Origin of the sequence: Pseudomonas donghuensis (assembly GCF_000259195.1) — a bacterium.
Lineage (GTDB): Bacteria > Pseudomonadota > Gammaproteobacteria > Pseudomonadales > Pseudomonadaceae > Aquipseudomonas > Aquipseudomonas donghuensis.
On sequence record NZ_JH650757.1, the window covers coordinates 134573 to 157185 of the forward strand.

The 22613-nt window shown below is 61.8% G+C and carries 20 protein-coding genes; 13 read left to right on the forward strand and 7 right to left on the reverse strand.

Features of this window, described 5'->3' with window-relative positions; all coding sequences use genetic code 11:
- Both rhlB and UW3_RS0102925 read right to left on the reverse strand, forming a co-directional pair.
- A partial coding sequence (rhlB, locus tag UW3_RS26425; protein ID WP_036995252.1) for an ATP-dependent RNA helicase RhlB occupies window positions 1–1374 on the reverse strand: 1374 nt, incomplete at its 3' end.
- A gap of 102 nt (window positions 1375–1476) precedes the next feature.
- A complete protein-coding gene (locus tag UW3_RS0102925) occupies window positions 1477–2133 on the reverse strand; it encodes an alpha/beta hydrolase (protein WP_010220734.1) in 657 nt (218 codons plus the stop codon).
- Between the two features lie 335 nt (window positions 2134–2468).
- Here UW3_RS0102925 and UW3_RS0102930 point away from each other — a divergent pair, with 335 nt between their 5' ends.
- The 4 genes from UW3_RS0102930 (at window position 2469) to UW3_RS0102945 (ending at window position 6626) form a co-directional block, all read left to right on the forward strand.
- On the forward strand, window positions 2469–3497 hold the full coding sequence (locus UW3_RS0102930; protein ID WP_010220735.1) for an amino acid ABC transporter substrate-binding protein: 1029 nt from the start codon (window positions 2469–2471) through the stop codon (window positions 3495–3497).
- A gap of 67 nt (window positions 3498–3564) precedes the next feature.
- On the forward strand, window positions 3565–4743 hold the full coding sequence (locus UW3_RS0102935; RefSeq protein ID WP_010220736.1) for an amino acid ABC transporter permease: 1179 nt from the start codon (window positions 3565–3567) through the stop codon (window positions 4741–4743).
- Window positions 4744–4753: 10 nt separating this feature from the next.
- Window positions 4754–5851 carry an amino acid ABC transporter permease gene (locus UW3_RS0102940; RefSeq protein WP_010220737.1) on the forward strand — a complete coding sequence of 366 codons (1098 nt, stop codon included), beginning with the start codon at window positions 4754–4756 and terminating at the stop codon, window positions 5849–5851.
- A 10-nt stretch (window positions 5852–5861) separates the two neighbouring features.
- The gene (locus UW3_RS0102945) at window positions 5862–6626 is read left to right on the forward strand and encodes an amino acid ABC transporter ATP-binding protein (protein ID WP_010220739.1); all 765 of its coding nucleotides are present in this window, start codon (window positions 5862–5864) and stop codon (window positions 6624–6626) included.
- Between the two features lie 82 nt (window positions 6627–6708).
- Here the strand turns inward: UW3_RS0102945 and algW are convergent, their stop codons facing one another.
- The gene (gene algW, locus UW3_RS0102950) at window positions 6709–7866 is read right to left on the reverse strand and encodes a Do family serine endopeptidase AlgW (RefSeq protein WP_010220741.1); all 1158 of its coding nucleotides are present in this window, start codon (window positions 7864–7866) and stop codon (window positions 6709–6711) included.
- Between the two features lie 229 nt (window positions 7867–8095).
- On the opposite strand from algW, the gene UW3_RS0102955 reads away from it, so the two are divergent.
- The 4 genes from UW3_RS0102955 to cysN all read left to right on the forward strand — a co-directional run bounded on the left by UW3_RS0102955 (window position 8096) and on the right by cysN (window position 12306).
- The gene (locus UW3_RS0102955) at window positions 8096–8854 is read left to right on the forward strand and encodes a Nif3-like dinuclear metal center hexameric protein (RefSeq protein ID WP_010220743.1); all 759 of its coding nucleotides are present in this window, start codon (window positions 8096–8098) and stop codon (window positions 8852–8854) included.
- Between the two features lie 136 nt (window positions 8855–8990).
- On the forward strand, window positions 8991–9908 hold the full coding sequence (cysD, locus tag UW3_RS0102960; RefSeq protein ID WP_010220744.1) for a sulfate adenylyltransferase subunit CysD: 918 nt from the start codon (window positions 8991–8993) through the stop codon (window positions 9906–9908).
- A 101-nt stretch (window positions 9909–10009) separates the two neighbouring features.
- Window positions 10010–10351 (forward strand): four helix bundle protein, encoded by a 342-nt coding sequence (locus tag UW3_RS0102965; protein WP_010220745.1) that lies wholly within the window; start codon window positions 10010–10012, stop codon window positions 10349–10351.
- A 53-nt stretch (window positions 10352–10404) separates the two neighbouring features.
- Window positions 10405–12306: a sulfate adenylyltransferase subunit CysN gene (gene cysN, locus UW3_RS0102970; RefSeq protein ID WP_010220746.1), complete on the forward strand. Its 1902-nt coding sequence runs from the start codon at window positions 10405–10407 to the stop codon at window positions 12304–12306.
- A gap of 56 nt (window positions 12307–12362) precedes the next feature.
- Here the strand turns inward: cysN and UW3_RS0102975 are convergent, their stop codons facing one another.
- Entirely contained in the window at window positions 12363–12842 is a 480-nt protein-coding gene (locus UW3_RS0102975; protein ID WP_010220747.1) for an Lrp/AsnC family transcriptional regulator, read from the reverse strand.
- A 128-nt stretch (window positions 12843–12970) separates the two neighbouring features.
- On the opposite strand from UW3_RS0102975, the gene UW3_RS0102980 reads away from it, so the two are divergent.
- Both UW3_RS0102980 and mdeB read left to right on the forward strand, forming a co-directional pair.
- Complete coding sequence (locus UW3_RS0102980; RefSeq protein WP_010220748.1) at window positions 12971–14167, forward strand: methionine gamma-lyase; 1197 nt, start codon at window positions 12971–12973, stop codon at window positions 14165–14167.
- A 38-nt stretch (window positions 14168–14205) separates the two neighbouring features.
- Window positions 14206–16902 carry an alpha-ketoglutarate dehydrogenase gene (mdeB, locus tag UW3_RS0102985; protein WP_050989989.1) on the forward strand — a complete coding sequence of 899 codons (2697 nt, stop codon included), beginning with the start codon at window positions 14206–14208 and terminating at the stop codon, window positions 16900–16902.
- 154 nt (window positions 16903–17056) lie between these two features.
- Here mdeB and UW3_RS0102990 read toward each other — a convergent pair whose 3' ends face one another.
- On the reverse strand, window positions 17057–17491 hold the full coding sequence (locus tag UW3_RS0102990) for a Z-ring associated ZapG family protein (RefSeq protein ID WP_010220751.1): 435 nt from the start codon (window positions 17489–17491) through the stop codon (window positions 17057–17059).
- 138 nt (window positions 17492–17629) lie between these two features.
- Here UW3_RS0102990 and UW3_RS0102995 point away from each other — a divergent pair, with 138 nt between their 5' ends.
- The 3 genes from UW3_RS0102995 to zapE all read left to right on the forward strand — a co-directional run bounded on the left by UW3_RS0102995 (window position 17630) and on the right by zapE (window position 20813).
- Window positions 17630–18262: an alpha/beta hydrolase gene (locus UW3_RS0102995; protein WP_010220752.1), complete on the forward strand. Its 633-nt coding sequence runs from the start codon at window positions 17630–17632 to the stop codon at window positions 18260–18262.
- Between the two features lie 24 nt (window positions 18263–18286).
- A complete protein-coding gene (locus tag UW3_RS0103000) occupies window positions 18287–19636 on the forward strand; it encodes a tryptophan--tRNA ligase (RefSeq protein WP_010220753.1) in 1350 nt (449 codons plus the stop codon).
- Window positions 19637–19718: 82 nt separating this feature from the next.
- A complete protein-coding gene (gene zapE, locus UW3_RS0103005; protein ID WP_010220754.1) occupies window positions 19719–20813 on the forward strand; it encodes a cell division protein ZapE in 1095 nt (364 codons plus the stop codon).
- 149 nt (window positions 20814–20962) lie between these two features.
- Here the strand turns inward: zapE and UW3_RS0103010 are convergent, their stop codons facing one another.
- Window positions 20963–21859: a GlxA family transcriptional regulator gene (locus UW3_RS0103010; protein WP_162835469.1), complete on the reverse strand. Its 897-nt coding sequence runs from the start codon at window positions 21857–21859 to the stop codon at window positions 20963–20965.
- A 214-nt stretch (window positions 21860–22073) separates the two neighbouring features.
- A partial coding sequence (locus UW3_RS26430; RefSeq protein WP_010220756.1) for an aldo/keto reductase occupies window positions 22074–22613 on the reverse strand: 540 nt, incomplete at its 5' end.

Consider the following 22613-nt stretch of genomic DNA (forward strand, 5'->3'; position numbering starts at 1 on the left):
GCTGATCTTGCGTCCCAGCAGCGCTTCGATGGCCGGCAGCTGGTAGGAGTCGTCTTCACCAGCGAAGCTGATTGACACGCCGCTGGTGCCGGCACGGCCGGTACGGCCGATACGGTGCACGTAGTCGTCCGGGTCTTCCGGCAGGGTGAAGTTGATCACATGGCTGATGCCGTCGATGTGGATACCGCGGCCCGCCACATCGGTGGCCACCAGCACGGTGATGCGCCCTTCGCGGAAGCTCTCCAGGGTCTTGATCCGCTTGTGCTGCGGCACGTCGCCCGACAGTTGGGCGGCGTTGACGCCGTCGCGCACCAGGCGCTCCTCGATGCGCCGCACTTCGTCCTTGCGGTTGGCAAAGACCATCACCCGTTCCCACTTGTTCTCGGTCACCAGGTTGTACAGCAGCTTGTACTTGTCACTGCCGGCCACGGCATAGACGTGCTGCTCGACGGTTTCGCTGGCGACATTCTCCGGTTCGATCTCGACGATTGCCGGGTCCGTGGTCCACTGCTTGGCCAGGTTCATCACGTCTTCGGTGAAGGTAGCCGAGAACAGCAGGGTCTGGCGCTCGCTCTTGGGTGGGGTCTGGCGGATGATCTGCCGAACCTGGGGGATGAAGCCCATGTCGAGCATGCGGTCGGCTTCGTCCAGGACCAGCACTTCGACCATGTCCAGGTGCGCTTCGCCGCGCTGGTTGAAGTCCAGCAGACGGCCCGGGGTGGCCACCAGGATGTCGCAGTGGCGGGCTTCGAGGGCCTTGAGCTGCTTGTCGAAGTCCATGCCACCGACGAAGGTCATGACGTTCAGGCCGGTGTATTTGGTCAGCGCCGCGGCGTCCTTGGCGATCTGTACGACCAGTTCGCGGGTCGGGGCAATGATCAGCGCCCGAGGCTCGCCCATGTAGCGCTCTTTTGGCGGCGGGGTCTGCTGCAGCTGGGTAATGATCGAAATCAGGAAGGCTGCGGTCTTGCCGGTGCCGGTCTGGGCCCGGCCGATGGCGTCTTTGCCACGCAGGGTGTAACCCAGGACCTGGGCCTGGATCGGCGTGCAATACGGGAAGCCGAGGTCGTGGATCGCATGCATCAGCTCGGGCGAGAGCTTGAAGTCATGGAAGCGGGTCTTGCCTTCCTGCGGCTCGACGGCGAAGTCTTCCAGCTTCCAGGTGGAGGCTGCGGGTTTTGGCTTGCGCTCACGGCGCGGCTTGGCCTCAGCCGGTTTTTCGGCGCGAACCGGGGCAGGGGCCTCGGTCTTGAGCGGTGCCGACGGGGCAGGGGCCTGGGGTGCTGCGGGCGGCTGCTTCACGGGGGCAGCGGTTTCGGTGGCGAGTTGCTCAACCTCGCTCTTGCCGAACATCTTCTTGAGTGCTTTGAGCACGGTCATCTCATCAATTGGTTAAGGAATGTACGCCGGGCAGTGTAATGCAAGATTCGGGCGCGGCGTAGTGGATTGCACTGACAACTACAGGGAAGTCTGCTTTTAGCGCAGGCGTTCGCTCAGCCATTGGCCGATATCGTGGATCTCCTTGGGCAGCACCTCGTGCTCCATCGGGTATTCCTTCCACTCGGCGTCGACACCCCAATGCTGGAGGTGCTCAAAGGCGGTACGGCCCATCGCCGGCAGCACCACAGGATCATAAACACCGTGCAGGCACAGGGCCGGGGTCCGTTGCTGGCAGGCGCTCAGTTCGCGTTCCTGGGCGAAGGTCGGGGCATAGGTCGACAGGGCGATAACGCCACCCAATGCTTCCTGCCACTTTATATAGGCAGTGTGCAGCACCACCGCGCCGCCCTGGGAGAAACCGGCGAGGATGATGCGCGCCAGATCCACCCCCTTAGCCTGTTCGGCCTTGATCAGTTCGATCACCTGGTCGGCTGACGCCTGCAGTTGCTCTTCATCGATGGCCCGTGCCGGGGTCATGGCCTTGATGTCGTACCAACTGGGCATTTCATAGCCACCGTTGATGGTTACCGGGCGGGTGGGCGCCTGGGGCATGACGAAGCGGGTGGTCAGCAGCACTTCCTGCAAGGCCTCGGCGACCGGCATGAAGTCGTAACGATCGGCCCCCAGGCCGTGCAACCAGATCACACAGGCATCAGCGTTTTTTTGTGGTTCGAGAATCAGCGGGTGGGTCATGACTGCTCCGAAAGTGTGCGCGCGCTCTTGTTTGCGTGCATGAAATGAAGGCGCGTCGGGTAAATCCGGGAAAAACCTGTCGCAACGCTGCAAGTTTCCCTCTTGACGTGAACTGAAACGCTTTAGCCCCTCAGTGTGGTACGCGCTTTGCTATGAAACTCCTGATGCGAGGTTACACGTTTTGGACGGTAACACCCGTTAGCGGTCCCCAAGGCTGTCACAGAACAGCGCATTGCGCCAATTGACCCAAAAACAAGCCAACACGGGTCGGATGCGCCTCATAAGGGTGCGGTGCAATCCCGGCTCACACAACAAGAGCAAAACTGGAGGTTTGAATGAAGATGTTGAAATCCACACTGGCAGTGGTTACCGCTGCTACCGCGTTGAGTATCAGCGGTTTCGCACAGGCAGGTGCGACCCTGGACGCAGTACAGAAGAAGGGATTCGTTCAATGTGGTGTCAGTGACGGTTTGCCGGGCTTCTCGGTGCCGGATGCCAAGGGCAACATCGTCGGGATCGACGCCGACGTCTGCCGCGCGGTGGCCGCTGCGGTGTTCGGTGACGCCAAGAAGGTCAAGTTCAGCCAGCTCAACGCCAAGGAACGCTTCACCGCGCTGCAGTCCGGCGAAGTCGATGTGCTGTCGCGTAACACTACCTGGACCAGCTCCCGTGACGCCGGCATGGGCCTGGTGTTCGCCGGTGTTACCTACTACGACGGCATTGGTTTCCTGGTCAACAAGAAGCTGGGTGTTTCCAGCGCCAAGGAACTGGACGGTGCAACCATCTGCATCCAGGCCGGCACCACCACCGAACTCAACGTCTCCGACTACTTCCGCGCCAATGGCCTGAAGTACACCCCGATCACCTTCGACACCTCCGACGAGAGCGCCAAGTCGCTGGAATCCGGCCGCTGCGACGTGCTGACCTCCGACAAGTCGCAGCTCTATGCACAGCGCTCCAAGCTGGCCGCCCCGGCCGATTACGTGGTACTGCCGGAGACCATCTCCAAGGAGCCGCTGGGCCCGGTAGTGCGCAAAGGCGATGAAGAGTGGTTCAGCATCGTCAAGTGGACCCTGTTCGCCATGCTCAATGCCGAAGAGATGGGGATCACCTCGAAGAACGTCGAGGCCGAAGCCAAGGCCACCAAGAACCCTGACGTGGCCCGTATGCTCGGCGCCGATGGCGAGTACGGCAAAGACCTGAAACTGCCGAAGGACTGGGTAGTGCAGATCGTCAAGCAGGTCGGCAACTACGGCGAAGTCTTCGAGAAAAACCTGGGCAAGGAAACCCCACTGCAAATCGACCGCGGTCTGAACGCCCTGTGGAACAACGGCGGCATCCAGTACGCGCCACCGGTGCGCTGACGGTTGCGGCCTGCGGCGGCATTCGGCCGCCGCAGGCTGTTCGGTTCCCTTCCTTTCGGGGCATTACATGCAAAATAATATCGGCGCACCCAAGGGACTATCCCTGAGCGATCCACGTGTGCGTGCGTGGCTGTTCCAGATCCTCACCGTGGTCGCGGTGGTTGGTCTGGGCTGGTACCTGTTTCACAATACCCAGACCAACCTGCAACACCGCGGGATCACCTCGGGCTTCGACTTTCTCGAACGCAGTGCCGGTTTCGGCATCGCCCAGCACCTGATCTCCTATACCGAACAGGACAGCTATGCGCGGGTTTTCGTCATCGGCCTGCTCAACACCCTGCTGGTAACCTTCATCGGCATCATTCTCGCGACCCTCTTGGGCTTCATCATCGGTGTGGCGCGACTGTCACCGAACTGGATGATCAGCAAGCTGGCCACGGTGTATGTCGAGACTTTCCGTAACATCCCACCGCTGTTGCAGATCCTGTTCTGGTACTTCGCGGTGTTTCTGACCCTGCCGGGACCGCGGGGTAGCATCAATCTCAACGACACCTTCTTTATCAGCAACCGCGGCCTGAACATGCCCGGTGCGTCCATGGCCGAGGGATTCTGGCCGTTCGTCGTCAGCCTGGCGCTGGCCATCATCGCCATCGTGCTGATGGTGCGCCTGGCCAACCGGCGCTTTGAGGCCACCGGCGAGCCGTTCCACAAATTCTGGGTCGGCCTGTTCCTGTTCTTCGGCATTCCGGCACTGGGCGTGCTGCTGTTCGGCTCACCGCTGCACTGGGACATGCCGCAGCTCAAGGGCTTCAACTTCGTCGGCGGCTGGGTGCTGATCCCGGAACTGCTGGCCCTGACCCTGGCGCTGACCATCTACACCGCAGCCTTTATCGCCGAGATCGTGCGTTCGGGCATCCGCTCGGTGAGCTACGGCCAGACCGAAGCGGCCCGTTCCCTGGGCCTGCGCGAAGGGCCGACGCTGCGCAAGGTGATCATTCCCCAGGCCCTGCGGGTGATTATCCCACCGCTGACCAGCCAGTACCTGAACCTGGCGAAGAACTCGTCGCTGGCGGCCGGTATCGGCTACCCGGAAATGGTCTCGCTGTTCGCCGGTACCGTGCTCAACCAGACCGGCCAGGCCATCGAGGTGATCGCCATCACCATGAGCGTCTATCTGGCCATCAGCATCAGCATTTCCCTGCTGATGAACTGGTACAACAAGCGCATTGCGCTGATCGAGCGGTGAGGACAAGCGCATGAGTACCCATGTTTTCAAACCCGATATGCCGCCACCGGTCAAAGCCGTCGGCGTAGTCGCCTGGATGCGCAGCAACCTGTTCTCCAGCTGGCTCAACACCCTGCTGACGCTGTTTGCCGTGTACCTGGTATGGCTGATCGTGCCGCCGCTGCTGCAATGGTCGATCGTCGACGCCAACTGGGTCGGCACCACCCGCGCCGACTGCACCAAGGAGGGTGCCTGCTGGGTGTTCATCCAGCAGCGCTTCGGCCAGTTCATGTACGGCTACTACCCCAGTGAACTGCGCTGGCGTGTCGATCTGACTGTTTGGCTGGCGGTAATCGGCGCAGCGCCGCTGTTCATCTCGCGCTTCCCGCGCAAGGCGATCTACGGCCTGGGCTTCCTGGTGCTGTACCCGATCATCGCCTACACCCTTCTGCATGGCGGCTACCTGGGCCTGGCCACGGTACCGACCAGCCAGTGGGGCGGGCTGATGCTGACCCTGGTGATCGCCACCGTGGGCATCGTCGGCGCCTTGCCGCTGGGGATCTTGCTGGCGCTGGGGCGGCGTTCGAACATGCCGGCGGTGAAGGTGGTCTGCGTGACCTTCATCGAGTTCTGGCGCGGCGTGCCGCTGATCACCGTGCTGTTCATGTCCTCGGTGATGCTGCCGTTGTTTCTGCCCGAAGGCATGAGCTTCGACAAGCTGCTACGGGCCATGATCGGCGTGATCCTGTTCCAGTCGGCGTACATCGCCGAGGTGGTGCGCGGTGGCCTGCAGGCCATTCCCAAGGGCCAGTATGAAGCCGCCGCGGCCATGGGCCTGGGTTACTGGCGTTCGATGGGCCTGGTGATTCTGCCGCAAGCCCTGAAGCTGGTGATCCCCGGCATCGTCAACACCTTCATTGCCCTGTTCAAGGACACGAGCCTTGTGATCATCATCGGCCTCTTCGACCTGCTCAACAGCGTCAAGCAGGCCGCTGCCGACCCGACCTGGCTGGGCATGGCGACCGAGGGCTACGTATTCGCCGCCCTGGTTTTCTGGATTTTCTGTTTCGGTATGTCCCGCTACTCCATGCATCTGGAGCGCAAGCTGGACACAGGCCACAAGCGTTAGGAGTGTTCCCATGAGTGAAGCGATCAAACAGCCTGTGAGCCCTGAAGGCATTATTCAGATGCAGGGCGTGAACAAGTGGTACGGCCAGTTCCACGTGCTCAAGGACATCAACCTGAATGTGCGCCAGGGCGAGCGTATCGTGCTGTGCGGGCCGTCGGGTTCGGGCAAGTCGACCACCATCCGTTGCCTCAACCGCCTGGAAGAGCACCAGCAGGGGCGCATCGTCGTCGATGGCGTGGAGCTGACCAATGACCTCAAGCAGATCGAAGCGATCCGTCGCGAAGTCGGCATGGTGTTCCAGCATTTCAACCTGTTCCCGCACCTGACCATCTTGCAGAACTGCACCCTGGCACCGATGTGGGTACGCAAGATGCCCAAGCGCAAGGCCGAGGAAATCGCCATGCATTACCTTGAGCGGGTGCGCATTCCGGAGCAGGCCAACAAGTTCCCGGGGCAGCTGTCCGGTGGTCAGCAGCAACGGGTAGCGATTGCCCGGGCGCTGTGCATGAAGCCGAAGATCATGTTGTTCGACGAACCGACCTCGGCGCTGGACCCGGAGATGGTCAAGGAAGTGCTCGATACCATGGTTGGCCTGGCGGAAGACGGCATGACCATGCTCTGCGTGACCCACGAGATGGGCTTTGCCCGTACCGTGGCGAACCGGGTGATCTTCATGGACAAGGGCGAGATTGTGGAGCAGGCAGCGCCGGACGACTTCTTCGACCGGCCGCAGAATGAGCGGACCAAGCTGTTCTTGAGCCAGATTCTGCACTGACCCCATCGCGGGGCAAGCCCGCTCCCACAGGTAAACCACAAAACCTGTGGGAGCGGGCTTGCCCCGCGATGCTGTTAACCCATCAGTTTTCTTCTTTGGCCGCCGGTGCCGGCGGTGGACGCAAGCCGATTTCGGCGGTCAGCTTGAGCTCCTTGCCATTGCGCATGACCTGGATCGCCACTTTGTCGTTGGGTTTGATCCGCGCCACCTGGTTCATCGAGCGGCGGCCATCGCCGGCCGGCTCGCCATTGATGCTCAGGATCACGTCACCCAGCTCCAGGCCGGCCTTTTGCGCCGGACCATCACGGAAAATCCCCGCGACAACGATACCCGGGCGCCCCTGCATGCCGAACGACTCGGCCAGCTCCTGGCTCAGCGGTTGCACCTCGATGCCCAGCCAGCCACGAATTACCTGACCGTGCTCGATGATCGACTTCATCACCTCCAGCGCCAGCTTGGTCGGAATGGCAAAGCCGATGCCTTGCGAGCCGCCGGACTTGGAGAAGATCGCCGTGTTGATGCCGGTGAGGTTGCCGTTGGCGTCGACCAGCGCACCGCCGGAGTTGCCCGGGTTGATTGCGGCGTCGGTCTGGATGAAGTCTTCGTAGTTGTTCAGGCCCAACTGGTTACGCCCGGTGGCGCTGATGATGCCCATGGTCACGGTCTGGCCGACGCCGAAGGGGTTGCCGATGGCCAGGGCGACGTCGCCGATGTGGATGTTGTCGGAGCGGCCGATGGTGATCGATGGCAGGTTCTTCAGGTCGATCTTCAGTACCGCGAGGTCGGTTTCCGGGTCGCTGCCGATCACCCGCGCCAGGGTTTCACGGCCGTCCTTGAGCGCCACTACGATCTGGTCGGCACCGGAGGTCACGTGGTTGTTGGTCAGCAGGTAGCCTTCCGGGCTCATGATCACCGCCGAACCCAGGCTCGACTCCCAGCGGCGCTGCTTGGGCAGGTTGTCACCGAAGAAGCGGCGGAACTGCGGGTCTTCGAACAGCGGGTGGGCGGTCTTGTTGACCACCTTGGTGGTGTACAGGTTGGCCACTGCCGGGGCGGCGATGCTCACGGCGTCGGCGTAGGACACCGGCCCCTGCATGATCCGCGTGGTTTGCGGTGCCTGTTGCAGGTTGACGTCCTGGCTGGGCAGGCCGACCCATTGCGGAAAGCGCTGAATGACCAACAGGGCGATCAGCACGCCGACCAGCAGCGGCCAGCCAAAGTAACGCAAAGCCTTGAACATTGAACAAATCCTGGGAGTTGGCAGAGGGCCGATGACAGCTGGGAGCGTGAACGCGCGCGATCATACTGCGCTCGGGCGCGTGCAGGAACTGTTTAATCGTCACGAAAACCAACAACGCCAGCCCCCAGGCAACTGCCGTCGGTTTCCCCAAACCCGGCGACGGCCCATAATGACGCTCATTATACGAGGCCTTGGGCCGCGCTGAACTGCGAAATTGAGGAGTCTTTTCATGGCTGTTGCCCTGAGCACCCTGGTCGAGGAAGCCGAACGCTACCTCGGCAGCGCCAAAATCCAGGACTACTGCCCCAACGGCCTGCAGGTCGAGGGCCGCCCGCAGGTGACTCGCATCGTCAGCGGCGTTACCGCAAGCCAGGCCTTGCTCGATGCTGCGGTCGAAGCCGAAGCCGACCTGGTGCTGGTGCACCACGGCTACTTCTGGAAGGGCGAGAACCCGTGCATCACCGGCATGAAGCAGCGTCGGCTGAAAACCCTGCTCAAGAACGACCTGAGCCTGTTGTCCTACCACCTGCCGCTGGACCTGCACCCGGAAGTCGGCAACAACGTGCAGCTGGCGCGTCAGCTCGACATCACCGTCGAAGGCCCGCTGGACCCCGAGAACCCGCGGATCGTCGGCCTGGTCGGTTCGCTGGCCGAGCCGATGTCGGCACGCGATTTTGCCCGCAAGGTACAGGAGGTGATGGGGCGCGAGCCGCTGTTGATCGAAGGCGAGCAGATCATTCGCCGGGTCGGCTGGTGCACCGGTGGCGGTCAGGGCTACATCGACCAGGCGATTGCCGCCGGCGTCGACCTGTATTTGAGTGGCGAAGCCTCCGAGCAGACCTTCCACAGCGCCCGCGAGAACGGCATCAGTTTCATCGCCGCCGGCCACCATGCCACCGAGCGTTACGGTGTGCAGGCGTTGGGTGATTACCTGGCCCGGCGCTTTGCCCTGGAGCACCTGTTCATCGACTGTCCGAACCCGATCTGAGGCTAAAACGGCAGGGCATATTCTTATACTGTTTCGTTCTAGTTGGCCGCCTAAATAGAATCGGGCGCTGTGATAAAGTGGCTCGCTCGAACACGGCCCGCTGGCCGTCCATAAGATCGTATTTCCGTGAGTAACCATGGTCGACAAACTGACGCATTTGAAACAGTTGGAGGCGGAAAGCATCCACATCATTCGTGAGGTGGCCGCCGAGTTCGATAACCCGGTGATGCTGTACTCGATTGGCAAGGACTCGGCCGTGATGCTGCACCTGGCGCGCAAGGCCTTCTTCCCGGGCAAGCTGCCGTTTCCGGTGATGCATGTCGACACCCAGTGGAAATTCCAGGAGATGTACAGCTTCCGCGACAAGATGGTCGAGGAAATGGGCCTGGAGCTGATCACTCACGTCAACCCGGACGGCATCGCCCAGGGCATCAACCCGTTCACCCACGGCAGTGCCAAGCACACCGACATCATGAAGACCGAGGGCCTGAAACAGGCGCTCGATAAGTACGGCTTCGATGCCGCCTTCGGTGGTGCGCGCCGCGACGAAGAGAAGTCGCGGGCCAAGGAGCGCGTCTACTCGTTCCGCGACAGCAAGCACCGCTGGGACCCGAAGAACCAGCGTCCCGAGCTGTGGAACGTGTACAACGGCAAGGTCAACAAGGGCGAATCGATTCGCGTGTTCCCGCTGTCGAACTGGACCGAGCTGGACATCTGGCAGTACATCTACCTCGAAGGTATCCCGATCGTGCCGCTGTACTTCGCGGCCGAACGCGAAGTGATCGAGAAGAACGGCACTCTGATCATGATCGACGACCCGCGCATCCTCGAGCACCTCTCGGAGGAAGAAAAGGCCCGTATCGTCAAGAAGAAGGTGCGTTTCCGTACCCTTGGCTGCTACCCGTTGACGGGCGCGGTGGAGTCGGAGGCCGAAACCCTCACCGACATCATTCAGGAAATGCTCCTGACGCGCACTTCCGAGCGCCAGGGCCGCGTCATCGACCACGATGGCGCCGGCTCCATGGAAGACAAAAAACGGCAAGGGTACTTCTAAGCTTCAAGTTACAAGCGGCAAGCTGCAAGTTAGAAGCAAGATGCGTAGCTTCTGGATTTTGTCGGCTGCCGCCCCATTGTGGGCGCGTGAGAGTGCTCACAATGGACTTTGAGAAGCTTGCTGTTTGGCAGAGAAGCAAAGATTTGACGGTAGCGATTTACAGGCAGCAGAGGGTGTGCCGGGATCTTGGATTCAAGGATCAGATCACGCGGGCGGCACTTTCTATCCCGTCGAATATCGCTGAAGGCATGGAACGGAGAACGGCAAAAGAAAAGGTTCGTTATCTGTGTATTGCCAAGGCTTCCTGCGGTGAGTTGCGTACGCAGATCATCATCGGGGGAGAGGTAGGCTATCTGCCAAAGCCTTTGTCGAATGAGTGGATTACAGAGACTCGTGAGCTTTCAAGAATGCTGAGCGGGTTGATCAACAAAATTTCTGACTAGTTGTATGCCGACAAGCTTGCCGCTTGAAGCTTACAGCTTGGAGCTTGAATGTAATGAGCCACCAATCTGATCTGATCAGCGAGGACATCCTCGCTTACCTGGCCCAGCACGAACGTAAAGAGCTGCTGCGCTTCCTTACCTGCGGTAACGTCGATGACGGCAAGAGCACCCTGATCGGGCGCCTGCTGCACGACTCGAAGATGATCTACGAAGATCATCTGGAAGCCATCACCCGCGATTCGAAGAAAGTCGGCACCACCGGTGACGACATCGACCTGGCGTTGCTGGTCGACGGCCTGCAGGCCGAGCGCGAGCAGGGCATCACCATCGATGTGGCCTACCGCTACTTCTCTACCGCCAAGCGCAAGTTCATCATCGCCGACACCCCGGGCCATGAGCAGTACACCCGCAACATGGCCACCGGTGCGTCCACCTGCGACCTGGCGATCATCCTTGTCGATGCCCGCTACGGCGTGCAGACCCAGACCCGTCGGCACAGCTACATTGCCTCGTTGCTGGGCATCAAGCACATTGTCGTTGCGGTCAACAAGATGGACCTCAAGGGCTTCGACGAGGGCGTGTTCGACAGCATCAAGGCCGACTACCTGAAGTTTGCCGAGGCTATCAACATGACCCCGAGCAGCCTGCACTTCGTGCCGATGTCGGCGCTCAAGGGCGACAACGTGGTCAACCGCAGCGAGCGTTCGCCATGGTACACGGGCCCGGCATTGATGGAAATCCTCGAAACCGTGGAAGTCGCGGCCGACCGCAACTTCACCGACCTGCGCTTCCCGGTGCAGTACGTCAACCGCCCGAACCTGAACTTCCGTGGCTTTGCCGGTACCCTGGCCAGCGGCGTGGTGCACAAGGGCGATGAAATCGTCGTGCTGCCGTCGGGCAAGAGCAGCCGGGTCAAGTCCATCGTCACCTTCGAGGGGGAGCTGGAAAACGCCGGCCCAGGGCAAGCCGTGACCCTGACCATGGAAGACGAAATCGACATCTCCCGTGGCGATTTGCTGGTACATGCCGACAACGTGCCGCCGGTGACCGACCAGTTCGACGCCATGCTGGTGTGGATGGCTGAAGAGCCGATGCTGCCGGGCAAGAAATACGACATCAAGCGCGCCACCAGCTATGTGCCGGGCTCGATTGCCAGCATCGCCCACAAGGTCGATGTGAACACCCTGGAGCAGGGCGCCGCCAGTGCCCTGCAGCTCAACGAGATCGGCAAGGTCAAGGTCAGCCTCGACGCCCCGATCGCGCTGGACGGCTATGACAGCAACCGCACCACCGGTGCCTTTATTGTCATCGACCGCCTGACCAACGGCACCGTCGGCGCCGGCATGATCATCGCGCCACCGGTTGTGCCTCATGGCACCGTCGGCCAGCACGGCAAACTGGCCCACGTGGACACTGCAGAGCGTGCCCTGCGCTTCGGCCAGCAGCCGGCCACCGTGCTGTTCAGCGGCCTCTCGGGCGCGGGCAAGAGCACCCTGGCCTACGCCGTGGAGCGCAAGCTGTTCGACATGGGCCGTGCGGTGTACGTGCTCGATGGCCAGAACCTGCGTCACGACCTGAACAAGGGCCTGCCGCAGGACCGTGCCGGGCGTACCGAGAACTGGCGCCGTGCCGCGCATGTTGCGCGTCAGTTCAACGAAGCCGGCCTGCTGACCCTGGCCGCCTTCGTCGCCCCGGATGCCGAAGGCCGCGAACAGGCCAAGGCGCTGATCGGCAAGGAGCGTTTGCTCACCGTCTACGTCCAGGCATCGCCTTTGGCTTGCCGTGAGCGTGACCCGCAGGGCCTGTATGCCGCCGGTGGCGACAACATTCCGGGCGAAAGTTTCCCGTATGACGTACCGCTGGATGCGGACCTGGTTATCGACACCCAGAACCTCAGCCTGGAAGACGGCGTCAAACAGGTGCTGGACCTGCTGCGCAAACGTGGCGCGATCTAAGCGTTAGCGCTGAACAGGAAACCCCACTCAGGTGGGGTTTTTTGTTGGTTGTAAACTCAGATGTGCTTTTCCGACACCGGAATCACCCGTTTCTCCTTCACCGCCTTGAACGAGAAACTCGAGTAAATCTCCTTCACCCCCGGCAAGGTCTGCAGCACTTCCCGCGCAAACTCACCGAATGACTCCAGGTCCCGGGCAAGGATTTCCAGGAGGAAGTCATAGCGCCCGGAGATATTGTGGCAGGCGACGATTTCGGGGATTTCCATCAGCCGCTGCTCGAAGGCGCGGGCCATTTCCTTGGTGTGCGAGTCCATCATGATGCTGACGAAAGCGGTCACGCCAAAACCCAGGGCCTTGGGCGAGAGGATGGCCTGGTAGCCGGTGATATAGCCGGACTCTTCCAGCAACTTCACCCGTCGCCAGCATGGCGAGGTGGTCAGCGAGACCTGGTCGGCCAGTTCGGACACCGTCAGCCGGGCGTTGCCTTGCAGGGCTGCGAGCAAGGCGCGGTCGGTGCGGTCGATGGCTGTAGGCATGTTTTACCCTCCGTGGTCTGGATTTGTTGTTTTTATGTCAATAACCACCCGCAGGGACGGCTACATTTGGAAAAAAATCAGCACCTCAGTGGCATAAGCTTATAACAAACCACTAGAGGCTGTTTGCCATGAGCGGCTCCAATAACAAAACAGGTTTTGCCACCCGCGCCATTCACCACGGTTACGATCCGCTGGAACACAACGGGGCCCTTGTGCCACCGGTCTATCAGACGGCTACCTTCGCTTTTCCTACCGTCGAGTACGGCGCTGCTTGCTTCGCCGGGGAACAAGCCGGGTACTTCTACAGCCGTATCTCCAACCCGACCCTGGCCCTGCTGGAGCAACGCATGGCCTCACTGGAGGGCGGCGAAGCGGGGCTGGCACTGGCCTCGGGAATGGGCGCGATCACCGCCACGCTATGGACGCTGCTGCGCCCCGGCGATGAGGTGCTGGTAGGGCGGACACTGTACGGCTGCACCTTCGCCTTTTTGCACCATGGCATCGGCGAGTTCGGGGTCAAGGTCCGGCATGTCGACATGAGCGATTTACACGCGGTCGCTGCGGCGATCAGCGACAAGACCCGGGTTATCTACTTCGAAACCCCGGCCAACCCGAACATGCACATGACCGACATCGGCGCCGTGGCCAAGCTTGCGCACGCGCACGATATCAGCGTGGTGGTCGACAACACCTACTGCACCCCGTACCTGCAGCGGCCGCTGGAGCTGGGTGCCGACCTGGTGGTGCATTCGGCGACCAAGTACCTCAGTGGCCATGGCGATATCACTGCCGGCCTGGTGGTCGGGCGCAAGGCGCTGGTCGATCGGATTCGTCTGGAAGGCTTGAAGGACATGACCGGTGCGGTGATGTCGCCGCACGACGCCGCCTTGCTCATGCGCGGGATGAAAACCCTGACCCTGCGCATGGAACGCCACTGCAGTAACGCCCAGGCCATCGCCGAATACCTGCAGCAACAGCCGGAAGTCGAACTGATCAATTACCCCGGTTTGCCCGGTTTTGCCCAGTACGAGCTGGCCCAGCGGCAGATGCGCTTGCCTGGCGGCATGATCGCCTTCGAACTCAAGGGCGGCATTAGCGCCGGGCGGCGTTTCATGAACGCCCTGCAATTGTTCAGCCGTGCCGTCAGTCTCGGTGATGCCGAATCCCTGGCTCAGCACCCGGCAAGCATGACCCACTCCAGCTATACCCCAGAGGAGCGTGCCCAGTACGGCATCTCTGAAGGGCTGGTAAGGCTGTCGGTGGGGCTTGAGGACATCGACGATCTGCTGGCGGATATTCAACAGGCGCTCAAGGCCTGCGCCTGAACCCTTCACGGACGAGGTCAAATGCAATGGTGGCAATGATGACCCTTGTGCCTGGCGAAGGTATGCCGCGGCGTCCGGGCGATCCGCAGCTGGACAGTGACCCGGGAGAAACCGCCGAGTGGCTGGAGGCGCTGGATTCGACCCTGCTGCACTGCGGCCCGGAGCGTGCGCAGTTTCTGCTTGAGCAGCTGCAAACCCATGCCCGTGAGTTGGGGCTGGAGCGCGGCGTCCAGGCGTTTTCGGCTTATCGCAATACGCTGTCCGTGGAACAGCAGGGCGCCTATCCGGGCGATCTGGAGCTCGATGAACGCATCACCAGCATCCTGCGCTGGAATGCCCTGGCCATGGTGATGCGGGCCAACCATGCCTATGGTGACCTGGGTGGGCATATCGCCAGCTATGCGTCGGCTGCGGAGATTTTCGAAGTCGGTTTCCAGTATTTCTTTCGCGGTGAGGCGGGCGCTGAGCAGCGTACAGCTGACCTGGTGTTTTTCCAGCCGCATTCGGCTCCGGGCATTTACGCCCGGGCCTTTCTTGAAGGCCGCCTGAGCGAAGAACAACTGGCCAGCTACCGTCAGGAAGTGGCCGGCAACGGCCTGTGCTCTTATCCGCATCCGTGGCTGATGCCCGACTTCTGGCAGTTTCCCACCGGCTCCATGGGCATCGGCCCGATCAACGCCATCTACCAGGCGCGCTTTATGCGCTACCTGCACAACCGCCAGTTGCTCGACACCAGCGCCCGGCATGTCTGGGGGGTGTTTGGCGATGGCGAGATGGATGAGCCGGAATCCATTGCCGGTTTGACACTGGCTGCCCGCGAGCAACTGGATAACCTGACATTTGTGGTCAACTGCAACCTGCAGCGCCTCGACGGCCCGGTGCGTGGCAACGGCCAGATTATCCAGGAGCTTGAGGCACTGTTCAGTGGCGCTGGCTGGAACGTGATCAAGGTGCTCTGGGGCTCGGAGTGGGACCCACTGTTCGCGCGCGACACCGAGCACGTGTTGTTGCGCCAGTTGGCGGCGACACCGGACGGGCAGTTCCAGAACCTTGGGGCCAAGGATGGGGCCTACAACCTCGAGCACTTTTTCAATCAGCAGCCGGCCTTGCAGAAGCTGGTCGAGCACATGAGTTCGGCCGAGATCAACGCACTCAAGCGCGGTGGTCACGATTTTCGCAAGCTCTATGCCGCTTTCGCCGCCGCCAAGGCCTGCAAGGGCCGGCCAACGGTAATCCTGGCCAAGACCAAGAAAGGCTATGGCATGAGCGCTGCGGGCGAGTCGCGGATGACCGCGCACCAGGCCAAGAAACTCGACGTGCAGGCCTTGCTGGCGTTCCGTGACCGTTTCCATTTGCCGCTGTCGGATGCGCAGGTTGAGCAGTTGCAGTTCTATCGGCCGGCCGAGGGCAGCCCGGAGATGCGCTATCTGCGTGAGCGTCGCGCGGCTCTTGGTGGGCCGCTGCCTGCCCGGCGCAGCGATGTGCGTCCGGTGCCGGTACCGGCGCTGGAGGCCATGGGCGGCTTCGCCCTGCAGGCCGACGGCAAAGAAATGTCCACCACCATGGCTGCCGTGCGCATGCTCAGCGCCTGGCTCAAGGCGCCGCAGTTGGGGCCGCGTGTGGTGCCGATAGTGGCCGACGAAGCGCGCACCTTCGGTATGGCCAGCCTGTTCCGCCAGATCGGCATCTATTCACCCCAGGGGCAGTGCTACGAGCCGGAAGACGCAGGGTCGCTGCTGTCCTACAAGGAAGCGCGCGATGGCCAACTGCTGGAGGAAGGCATCACCGAGGCCGGCGCGATTTCTTCCTGGGTGGCCGCGGCAACGTCCTACGCAGTGCATGGCGAGCCGATGCTGCCGGTGTACATCTATTACTCGATGTTTGGCTTCCAGCGTGTCGGCGACCTGATCTGGGCCGCCGCCGACCAGCGTGCCCGTGGCCTGCTGCTGGGGGCCACAGCCGGGCGCACGACGCTGGGTGGGGAAGGGTTGCAGCACCAGGACGGTTCGAGCCTGGTGATGGCTTCGATGGTGCCCAACTGCCGCGCCTGGGAGCCGTGCTTTGCTGGTGAACTGGCGGTGATCCTCGAATACGCCGCGCGGCGCATGCTGGTCGAACAATGCGACGAATTTCACTATGTCGCGGTGATGAACGAAAACTATCCACAGCCGTCCCTGCCAGTGCAGGTGCATGAAGAGGTCTTGCGCGGCATGTACCGTTATGTCGAACAGCAGGTGGCCGATGCCCAGGGGCGCGTGCGCCTGCTCGGCTCCGGGGCGATCCTGCGTGAAGTCATTGCTGCCAGTGAATTGCTGGCCAGCGATTGGCAGGTTGCCAGTGAAGTGTTCAGTGTCACCAGTTTCAGCGAGCTGGCGCGGGAGGCGCGGGATGCTGATCGCGCCAGCCGCCTGGGGCAGGGCAGTGATGATATCAGCCATGTGCAACGCTGCCTGGACGGTGAGGCGCCGGTGATCGCCGCGACCGACTATGTGCGGGCCTGGCCGCAATTGATTGCTGAATATGTACAGGCGCCTTATGTGACGCTTGGGACTGACGGTTTTGGCCGTAGTGATACCCGCCAGCAGTTGCGGCGGTTCTTCGAGGTCGATCGCTTCAGTATCGTGCTGGCCAGCTTGCACAGCCTGGTGCGCCAGGGTGGGGTGGAGCGGCGGGTACTGGATGCGGCGCGGGAGAGGTACGGCTATCGGGAGGGGGAGGCGCCTTGGTATTGCTGAGGTTGGCAGGGGCTACTGCGTAGCCCATCGCCGGCAAGGCCGGCTCCCACAAGTGACCCTGTGGGCGCTGGCCTTGCCAGCGATCGAGCGCATAGCGCTCGCAACGCAGGCGACGCTTATAAAAAAGGCCCCTCACAGGGGCCTTTTATTTTGCTCAGCGCTTGAGCCCGTAATGCTCATCGAGCATGCCCGGCGCGTTGGGCGCTTTCGGTGCGTAGTCGCGCGGCACCTCGGTGTCCTTCGGCGGGGTCAGGCGATCACGCGGGGCCTGGGTGGCCTCGGAGTGCAGGGCGGCCAGCAGGCGTTGGCGGGTGAGTTCGTCCAGGGCCAGGCGGTTGGCGCCTTCGGCCAGGTGATCCTGGACGTCCTGGTAACTTTGGGTCAGTTTCTTGACCAGCGCAGCCGTACTGTTGAAGTGAGTAACCACCTCATTCTGGTAGCTGTCGAAACGTTCCTGGATATCATCCAGCTGACGCTGGGTGCTGCTCGGCGCAGCATTGGGCAGCAGGCGGGCGACCAGGAAACCAACGACGACACCCACGACGAGGGCCAGGGTCGGCAACAACCAAACTAAGAGCGAGAGTTCCACGAGTCCTTCCTCTATAAACGGCTTTGCTTTACGTTAACGGCTCGGACCTGCGCTGTATACCGCGAACGATCGCAAATATCTCAGACAGAATCATTCAGCTAGACGAGTCGACCCTTTCCGAGGTCACGGAGTTTATCCTTGCTTATCCGCGAAACCCCTGTATTCATCGATGGCCCGGTCGGCCAACTGGAAGCCTTGTACCTCGATGTCGCCGACGCCCGCGGTGTTGTGCTGCTGTGCCACCCCAACCCGGTGCAGGGTGGCACCATGATGAACAAGGTGGTGTCGATGCTCCAGCGCACCGCCCGCGATGCCGGCTACATCACCCTGCGCTTCAACTACCGCGGCGTTGGCCAGAGTGCCGGCAGCCATGACATGGGCAGCGGTGAAGTGGACGACGCCCAGGCGGCGGTAGACTGGCTGCGCGAGCAACACCCCGCGCTGCCACTGACGCTGATGGGCTTCTCCTTCGGCGGCTTCGTCGCCGCCAGCCTCGGCGGACGCCTGGAAGCCCGCGGCGTTGCGCTCAAGCACCTGTTCATGGTCGCTCCGGCGGTGATGCGCCTGGGTGATAACCCCTTGCCGCAGCAGGGCGAACTGAGCGTGATCCAGCCGGAAACCGACGAAGTGATCGATCCGCAGATCGTCTACGATTGGTCCGACGCACTGCCGCGCCCCCATGAGCTGCTGAAAGTGGCAGAATGCGGACACTTTTTTCATGGCAAGCTCACCGACCTCAAGGAACTGGTGCTGCCGCGCCTTTCGAACTGATACAAGCCTGATAAGCGATTACCCATGACTACGCGCATCCTTACCGGTATCACCACCACGGGCACGCCTCACCTGGGCAACTACGCCGGTGCCATCCGCCCGGCGATCCTCGCCAGCCGTGAACCGGGTGTCGACTCGTTCTACTTTCTGGCCGACTACCACGCCCTGATCAAGTGCGATGACCCGCAGCGCATCCAGCGCTCGCGCCTGGAAATCGCCGCGACCTGGCTGGCCGGTGGCCTGGACCCTGAGCGGGTGACGTTCTATCGCCAGTCCGACATCCCCGAGATTCCCGAGCTGACCTGGCTGCTGACCTGCGTCGCGGCCAAGGGCCTGCTCAACCGTGCGCATGCCTACAAGGCTTCGGTGGACAAGAACGTCGAGAACGGCGAAGACCCGGATGCCGGGATCAGCATGGGCCTGTACAGCTACCCGGTACTGATGGCCGCCGACATCCTGATGTTCAACGCCAACAAGGTGCCGGTCGGCCGCGACCAGATCCAGCATGTGGAGATGGCTCGCGACATCGGCCAGCGCTTCAACCACCTGTTCGGCCAGGGCAAGGAGTTCTTCGCCATGCCCGAGGCGCTGATCGAGGAAAGCGTGGCCACTCTGCCGGGCCTGGATGGGCGCAAGATGTCCAAGAGCTATGACAACACCATCCCGTTGTTCACCAGCGCCAAGGACATGAAGGATGCCATCTCGCGCATCGTCACCGACTCCCGGGCCCCGGGCGAAGCCAAGGACCCGGACAACGCGCACCTGTTCACCCTGTTCCAGGCCTTCGCCACCCCGGCGCAAGCCGACGAGTTCCGTAGCGAACTGCTCCAGGGCCTGGGTTGGGGCGAGGCCAAGCAGCGTCTGTTCCAACTGCTCGATGGCCAGCTGAGTGAACCGCGCGAGCGTTATCACCAACTGATCGGCCGCCCGGCCGACCTGGAGGACATCCTCCTGGCCGGTGCGCAGAAAGCCCGCAAGGTGGCCACGCCGTTCCTCGAACAACTGCGTGAAGCGGTGGGCCTGCGCTCGTTCCGCAACATTGAGCAGGCGCCTGTTCAGGTCAAGAAGAAGGCGGCCAAGACGGCGCGTTTCGTCAGTTTTCGTGAAGACGACGGCAGCTTCCGCTTCCGCCTGCTGGCCGCTGATGGCGAGCAACTGCTGCTGTCGCGCAACTTCGCCGACGGCAAGACCGCAGGTGTGGTGAGCAAGCAACTGCAACAGGGCGGTGAGCTCGATGTGCGCCACGAAGGCCTGGGCTTCAGCCTGTGGCTGGAAGGCGAGTGCGTCGGCGACGGCCCGCAGTTCGCCGATGCCGCTGCCCGCGACGCGGCGATCGAAACCCTGCGAGCGGCCCTGGTGCCACAGCAGGACTGAACGGCTTATCGCAAGTCTGATTGCCATTATCCGGGGCCGTCGCTACAGTGACGGCCCGTTTTTGTTACCTTGCTAACGAATTATGACGCCCCTAGAACGATATCAAGCAGATCTGAAACGTCCCGAATTCTTCCATGACGCGGCGCAGGAAACTGCAGTGCGTCATCTGCAGCGCCTGTACGACGATCTGATCGCGGCGCAGAACAACAAGCCGGGTGTGTTCGGCAAGCTGTTTGGCAAGAAGGACCAGGCACCGGTCAAGGGCTTGTACTTCTGGGGTGGGGTAGGCCGCGGCAAGACCTACCTGGTCGATACCTTCTTCGAGGCGCTGCCGTTCAAGCAGAAAGTGCGTACGCACTTCCACCGCTTCATGAAGCGCGTCCACGAGGAAATGAAAACCCTCAAGGGCGAGAAGAACCCGCTGACCATCATTGCCAAGCGCTTCTCGGAAGAGGCGCGGGTAATCTGCTTCGACGAGTTCTTCGTCTCCGACATCACCGACGCGATGATCCTCGGCACCCTGATGGAGGAGCTGTTCAAGAACGGCGTGACCCTGGTGGCCACCTCCAACATCGTCCCTGATGGCCTGTACAAGGACGGCCTGCAGCGTGCGCGCTTCCTGCCGGCGATCGCCCTGATCAAGCAGAACACCGAGATCGTCAACGTCGACAGCGGCGTCGACTATCGCCTGCGTCACCTGGAGCAAGCCGAGCTGTTCCACTTTCCGCTCGACGAAGCGGCCCACGAAAGCCTGCGCAAGAGCTTCCGCGCGCTGACGCCGGAATGCACCCAGGCGGTCGAGAACGATGTACTGGTGATCGAGAACCGTGAAATTCGTGCCCTGCGCACCTGCGACGACGTGGCCTGGTTCGAATTCCGCGAACTGTGCGACGGCCCGCGCAGCCAGAACGACTACATCGAACTGGGCAAGATCTTCCATGCCGTGCTGCTGAGCGACGTCGAGCAGATGAGCGTGGCGACCGATGACATCGCCCGGCGCTTCATCAACATGGTCGACGAATTCTATGACCGCAACGTCAAGCTGATCATCTCGGCCGAGGTTGAGCTCAAGGACCTGTACACCGGTGGTCGCCTGACCTTCGAATTCCAGCGGACCCTGAGCCGCTTGCTGGAAATGCAGTCCCACGAATTCCTGTCGCGGGCGCATAAGCCTTAAAAGCAGCTGCAAGTTTCAAGCTTCAAGCTGCAAGCAGGATCAAGAGCCGACCGCGCGTTGCTCTTGATCCTGCTCTTGCTCTTGCTCTTGCTCTTGCTCTTGCTCTTGCTTGAAGCTTGAAGCTTGAGGCTTGAAGCTGAGGAGGCCTTTCAGGCCTCCTGCATAAACTGCTGCCGATACTGATTCGGCGACAACTCCGTGTGCTGCCTGAACAACCGGGCAAAGAAACTCGCATCGTCGTAGCCAACTTCATAGCTGATGGTCTTGATGCTCTTGCGTGTGCCCGACAGCAAGCCCTTGGCCGTTTCGATCCGTAGCCGTTGCAGGTAGTGCAGCGGCTTGTCACCGGTGGCGCTCTGGAAGCGGCGCATGAAGTTGCGGATGCTCATGCCGTGGTTGCGGGCGACGTCCTCGAAGCGGAACTTGTCGGCGAAATGCTCCTCGAGCCAGTGCTGGATCTGCAGGATGATCAGGTCCTGGTGCAGCTTCTGCCCGCCAAAGCCCATGCGCCCCGGGGTGTAGTTGCGCTGCACTTCGTAGAGGATGTCGCGGGCCACCGCTTGCGCCACGTTGGCCCCGCAGAAACGCTCGATCAGGTAGATGTACAGGTCGCAGGCCGAGGTGGTGCCGCCGGCGCAGTAGAGGTTGTCGGCGTCGGTCAGGTGCTTGTCCTGGTTGAGGCTGACTTTGGGAAAACGCTCGGCGAACTGGCTGAAAAAGCGCCAGTAGGTGGTCGCCTCCTTGCCATCGAGCAGGCCAGCTTCGGCCAGCCAGAACACCCCGCTGGCCTCGCCGCACAGCACGGCACCGCGGGCATGCTGCTCGCGCAACCAGGGCAGTACCTGCGGGTAGCGCTGGCAAAGGGCATCGAAATCGTCCCAGAAGGCCGGCAGGATGATGATGTCGGCGGCTTCCAGGCCACTGTCGACCGGCAGTGTCACGTCGCTGAAGCTGCGCACCGGCAGGCCGTCAGGGCTTACCAGGCGGGTTTCGAACATCGATTGCAGGCCCAGCCCCAATTGCTTGCTGTAGCGCAGGCTGGCCAGGTGGAAGAAGTCCTTGGCCTGCATCAGGGTCGATGCAAAGACGTTGTCGATGGCCAGGATGCTGACGCGCCGCAAGGACGCCGTGGGTTGGGTAAACATCATTTTCTTTATTCTTATAGGGTAGAGTGGTCAATCACCGGCTGGATCGTCTTATTTTTTGGCGATTGTGTCTACCCTCGGTTCCCACCTTGTTTGTGGGAACCGGGATCGCGTCTCAGGGCGCGGGGTTGGGCTGGTCCGAATGGATGGCCTCGATGCCCGCCAGCAGCTCGTCAGTGAGCTTCAGGTTGATGCTGGCCAGGTTGCTGTCCAGTTGCGCAAGCGTTGTCGCACCGATGATGTTGCTGGTCACGAACGGCTGGCGGGTGACGAAGGCCAGGGCCATCTGCGCCGGGTCCAGGCCATGGTCGCGGGCCAGCTTCACGTAGCGGCTGCAGGCGCTCACGGTCTGTGGGTTGGAATAGCGCGAGAAGCGGTTGAACAGGGTCAGGCGGCCATCGGCCGGGCGCGCACCGTCTTCATACTTGCCCGAGAGCATGCCGAAGGCCAGTGGCGAGTAGGCCAGCAGGCCGCACTGTTCGCGGATGGCGATCTCCGCCAGGCCGACCTCGAAGCTGCGGTTGAGCAGGTTGTAGGGGTTCTGGATTGAAACCGCACGGCTCCAGCCACGGCTTTCGGCCAGCTGCAGGAATTTCATGGTGCCCCACGGGGTTTCGTTGGACAGGCCGATGTGGCGGGTCTTGCCGGCCTTGAC

Coding starts and splice junctions, on each gene's coding strand:
- UW3_RS0102925 (WP_010220734.1), bottom strand. CDS start 2,133: ATGACCCACCCGCTGATTCTCGAACCACAAAAAAACGCTGATGCCTGT.
- UW3_RS0102965 (WP_010220745.1), top strand. CDS start 10,010: ATGGACTTTGAGAAGCTTGCTGTTTGGCAGAGAAGCAAAGATTTGACG.
- cysD (WP_010220744.1), top strand. CDS start 8,991: ATGGTCGACAAACTGACGCATTTGAAACAGTTGGAGGCGGAAAGCATC.
- UW3_RS0102980 (WP_010220748.1), top strand. CDS start 12,971: ATGAGCGGCTCCAATAACAAAACAGGTTTTGCCACCCGCGCCATTCAC.
- cysN (WP_010220746.1), top strand. CDS start 10,405: ATGAGCCACCAATCTGATCTGATCAGCGAGGACATCCTCGCTTACCTG.
- mdeB (WP_050989989.1), top strand. CDS start 14,206: ATGACCCTTGTGCCTGGCGAAGGTATGCCGCGGCGTCCGGGCGATCCG.
- zapE (WP_010220754.1), top strand. CDS start 19,719: ATGACGCCCCTAGAACGATATCAAGCAGATCTGAAACGTCCCGAATTC.
- UW3_RS0102940 (WP_010220737.1), top strand. CDS start 4,754: ATGAGTACCCATGTTTTCAAACCCGATATGCCGCCACCGGTCAAAGCC.
- UW3_RS0102955 (WP_010220743.1), top strand. CDS start 8,096: ATGGCTGTTGCCCTGAGCACCCTGGTCGAGGAAGCCGAACGCTACCTC.
- UW3_RS0102975 (WP_010220747.1), bottom strand. CDS start 12,842: ATGCCTACAGCCATCGACCGCACCGACCGCGCCTTGCTCGCAGCCCTG.
- UW3_RS0102930 (WP_010220735.1), top strand. CDS start 2,469: ATGAAGATGTTGAAATCCACACTGGCAGTGGTTACCGCTGCTACCGCG.
- UW3_RS0102935 (WP_010220736.1), top strand. CDS start 3,565: ATGCAAAATAATATCGGCGCACCCAAGGGACTATCCCTGAGCGATCCA.
- UW3_RS0102945 (WP_010220739.1), top strand. CDS start 5,862: ATGAGTGAAGCGATCAAACAGCCTGTGAGCCCTGAAGGCATTATTCAG.
- UW3_RS0103000 (WP_010220753.1), top strand. CDS start 18,287: ATGACTACGCGCATCCTTACCGGTATCACCACCACGGGCACGCCTCAC.
- algW (WP_010220741.1), bottom strand. CDS start 7,866: ATGTTCAAGGCTTTGCGTTACTTTGGCTGGCCGCTGCTGGTCGGCGTG.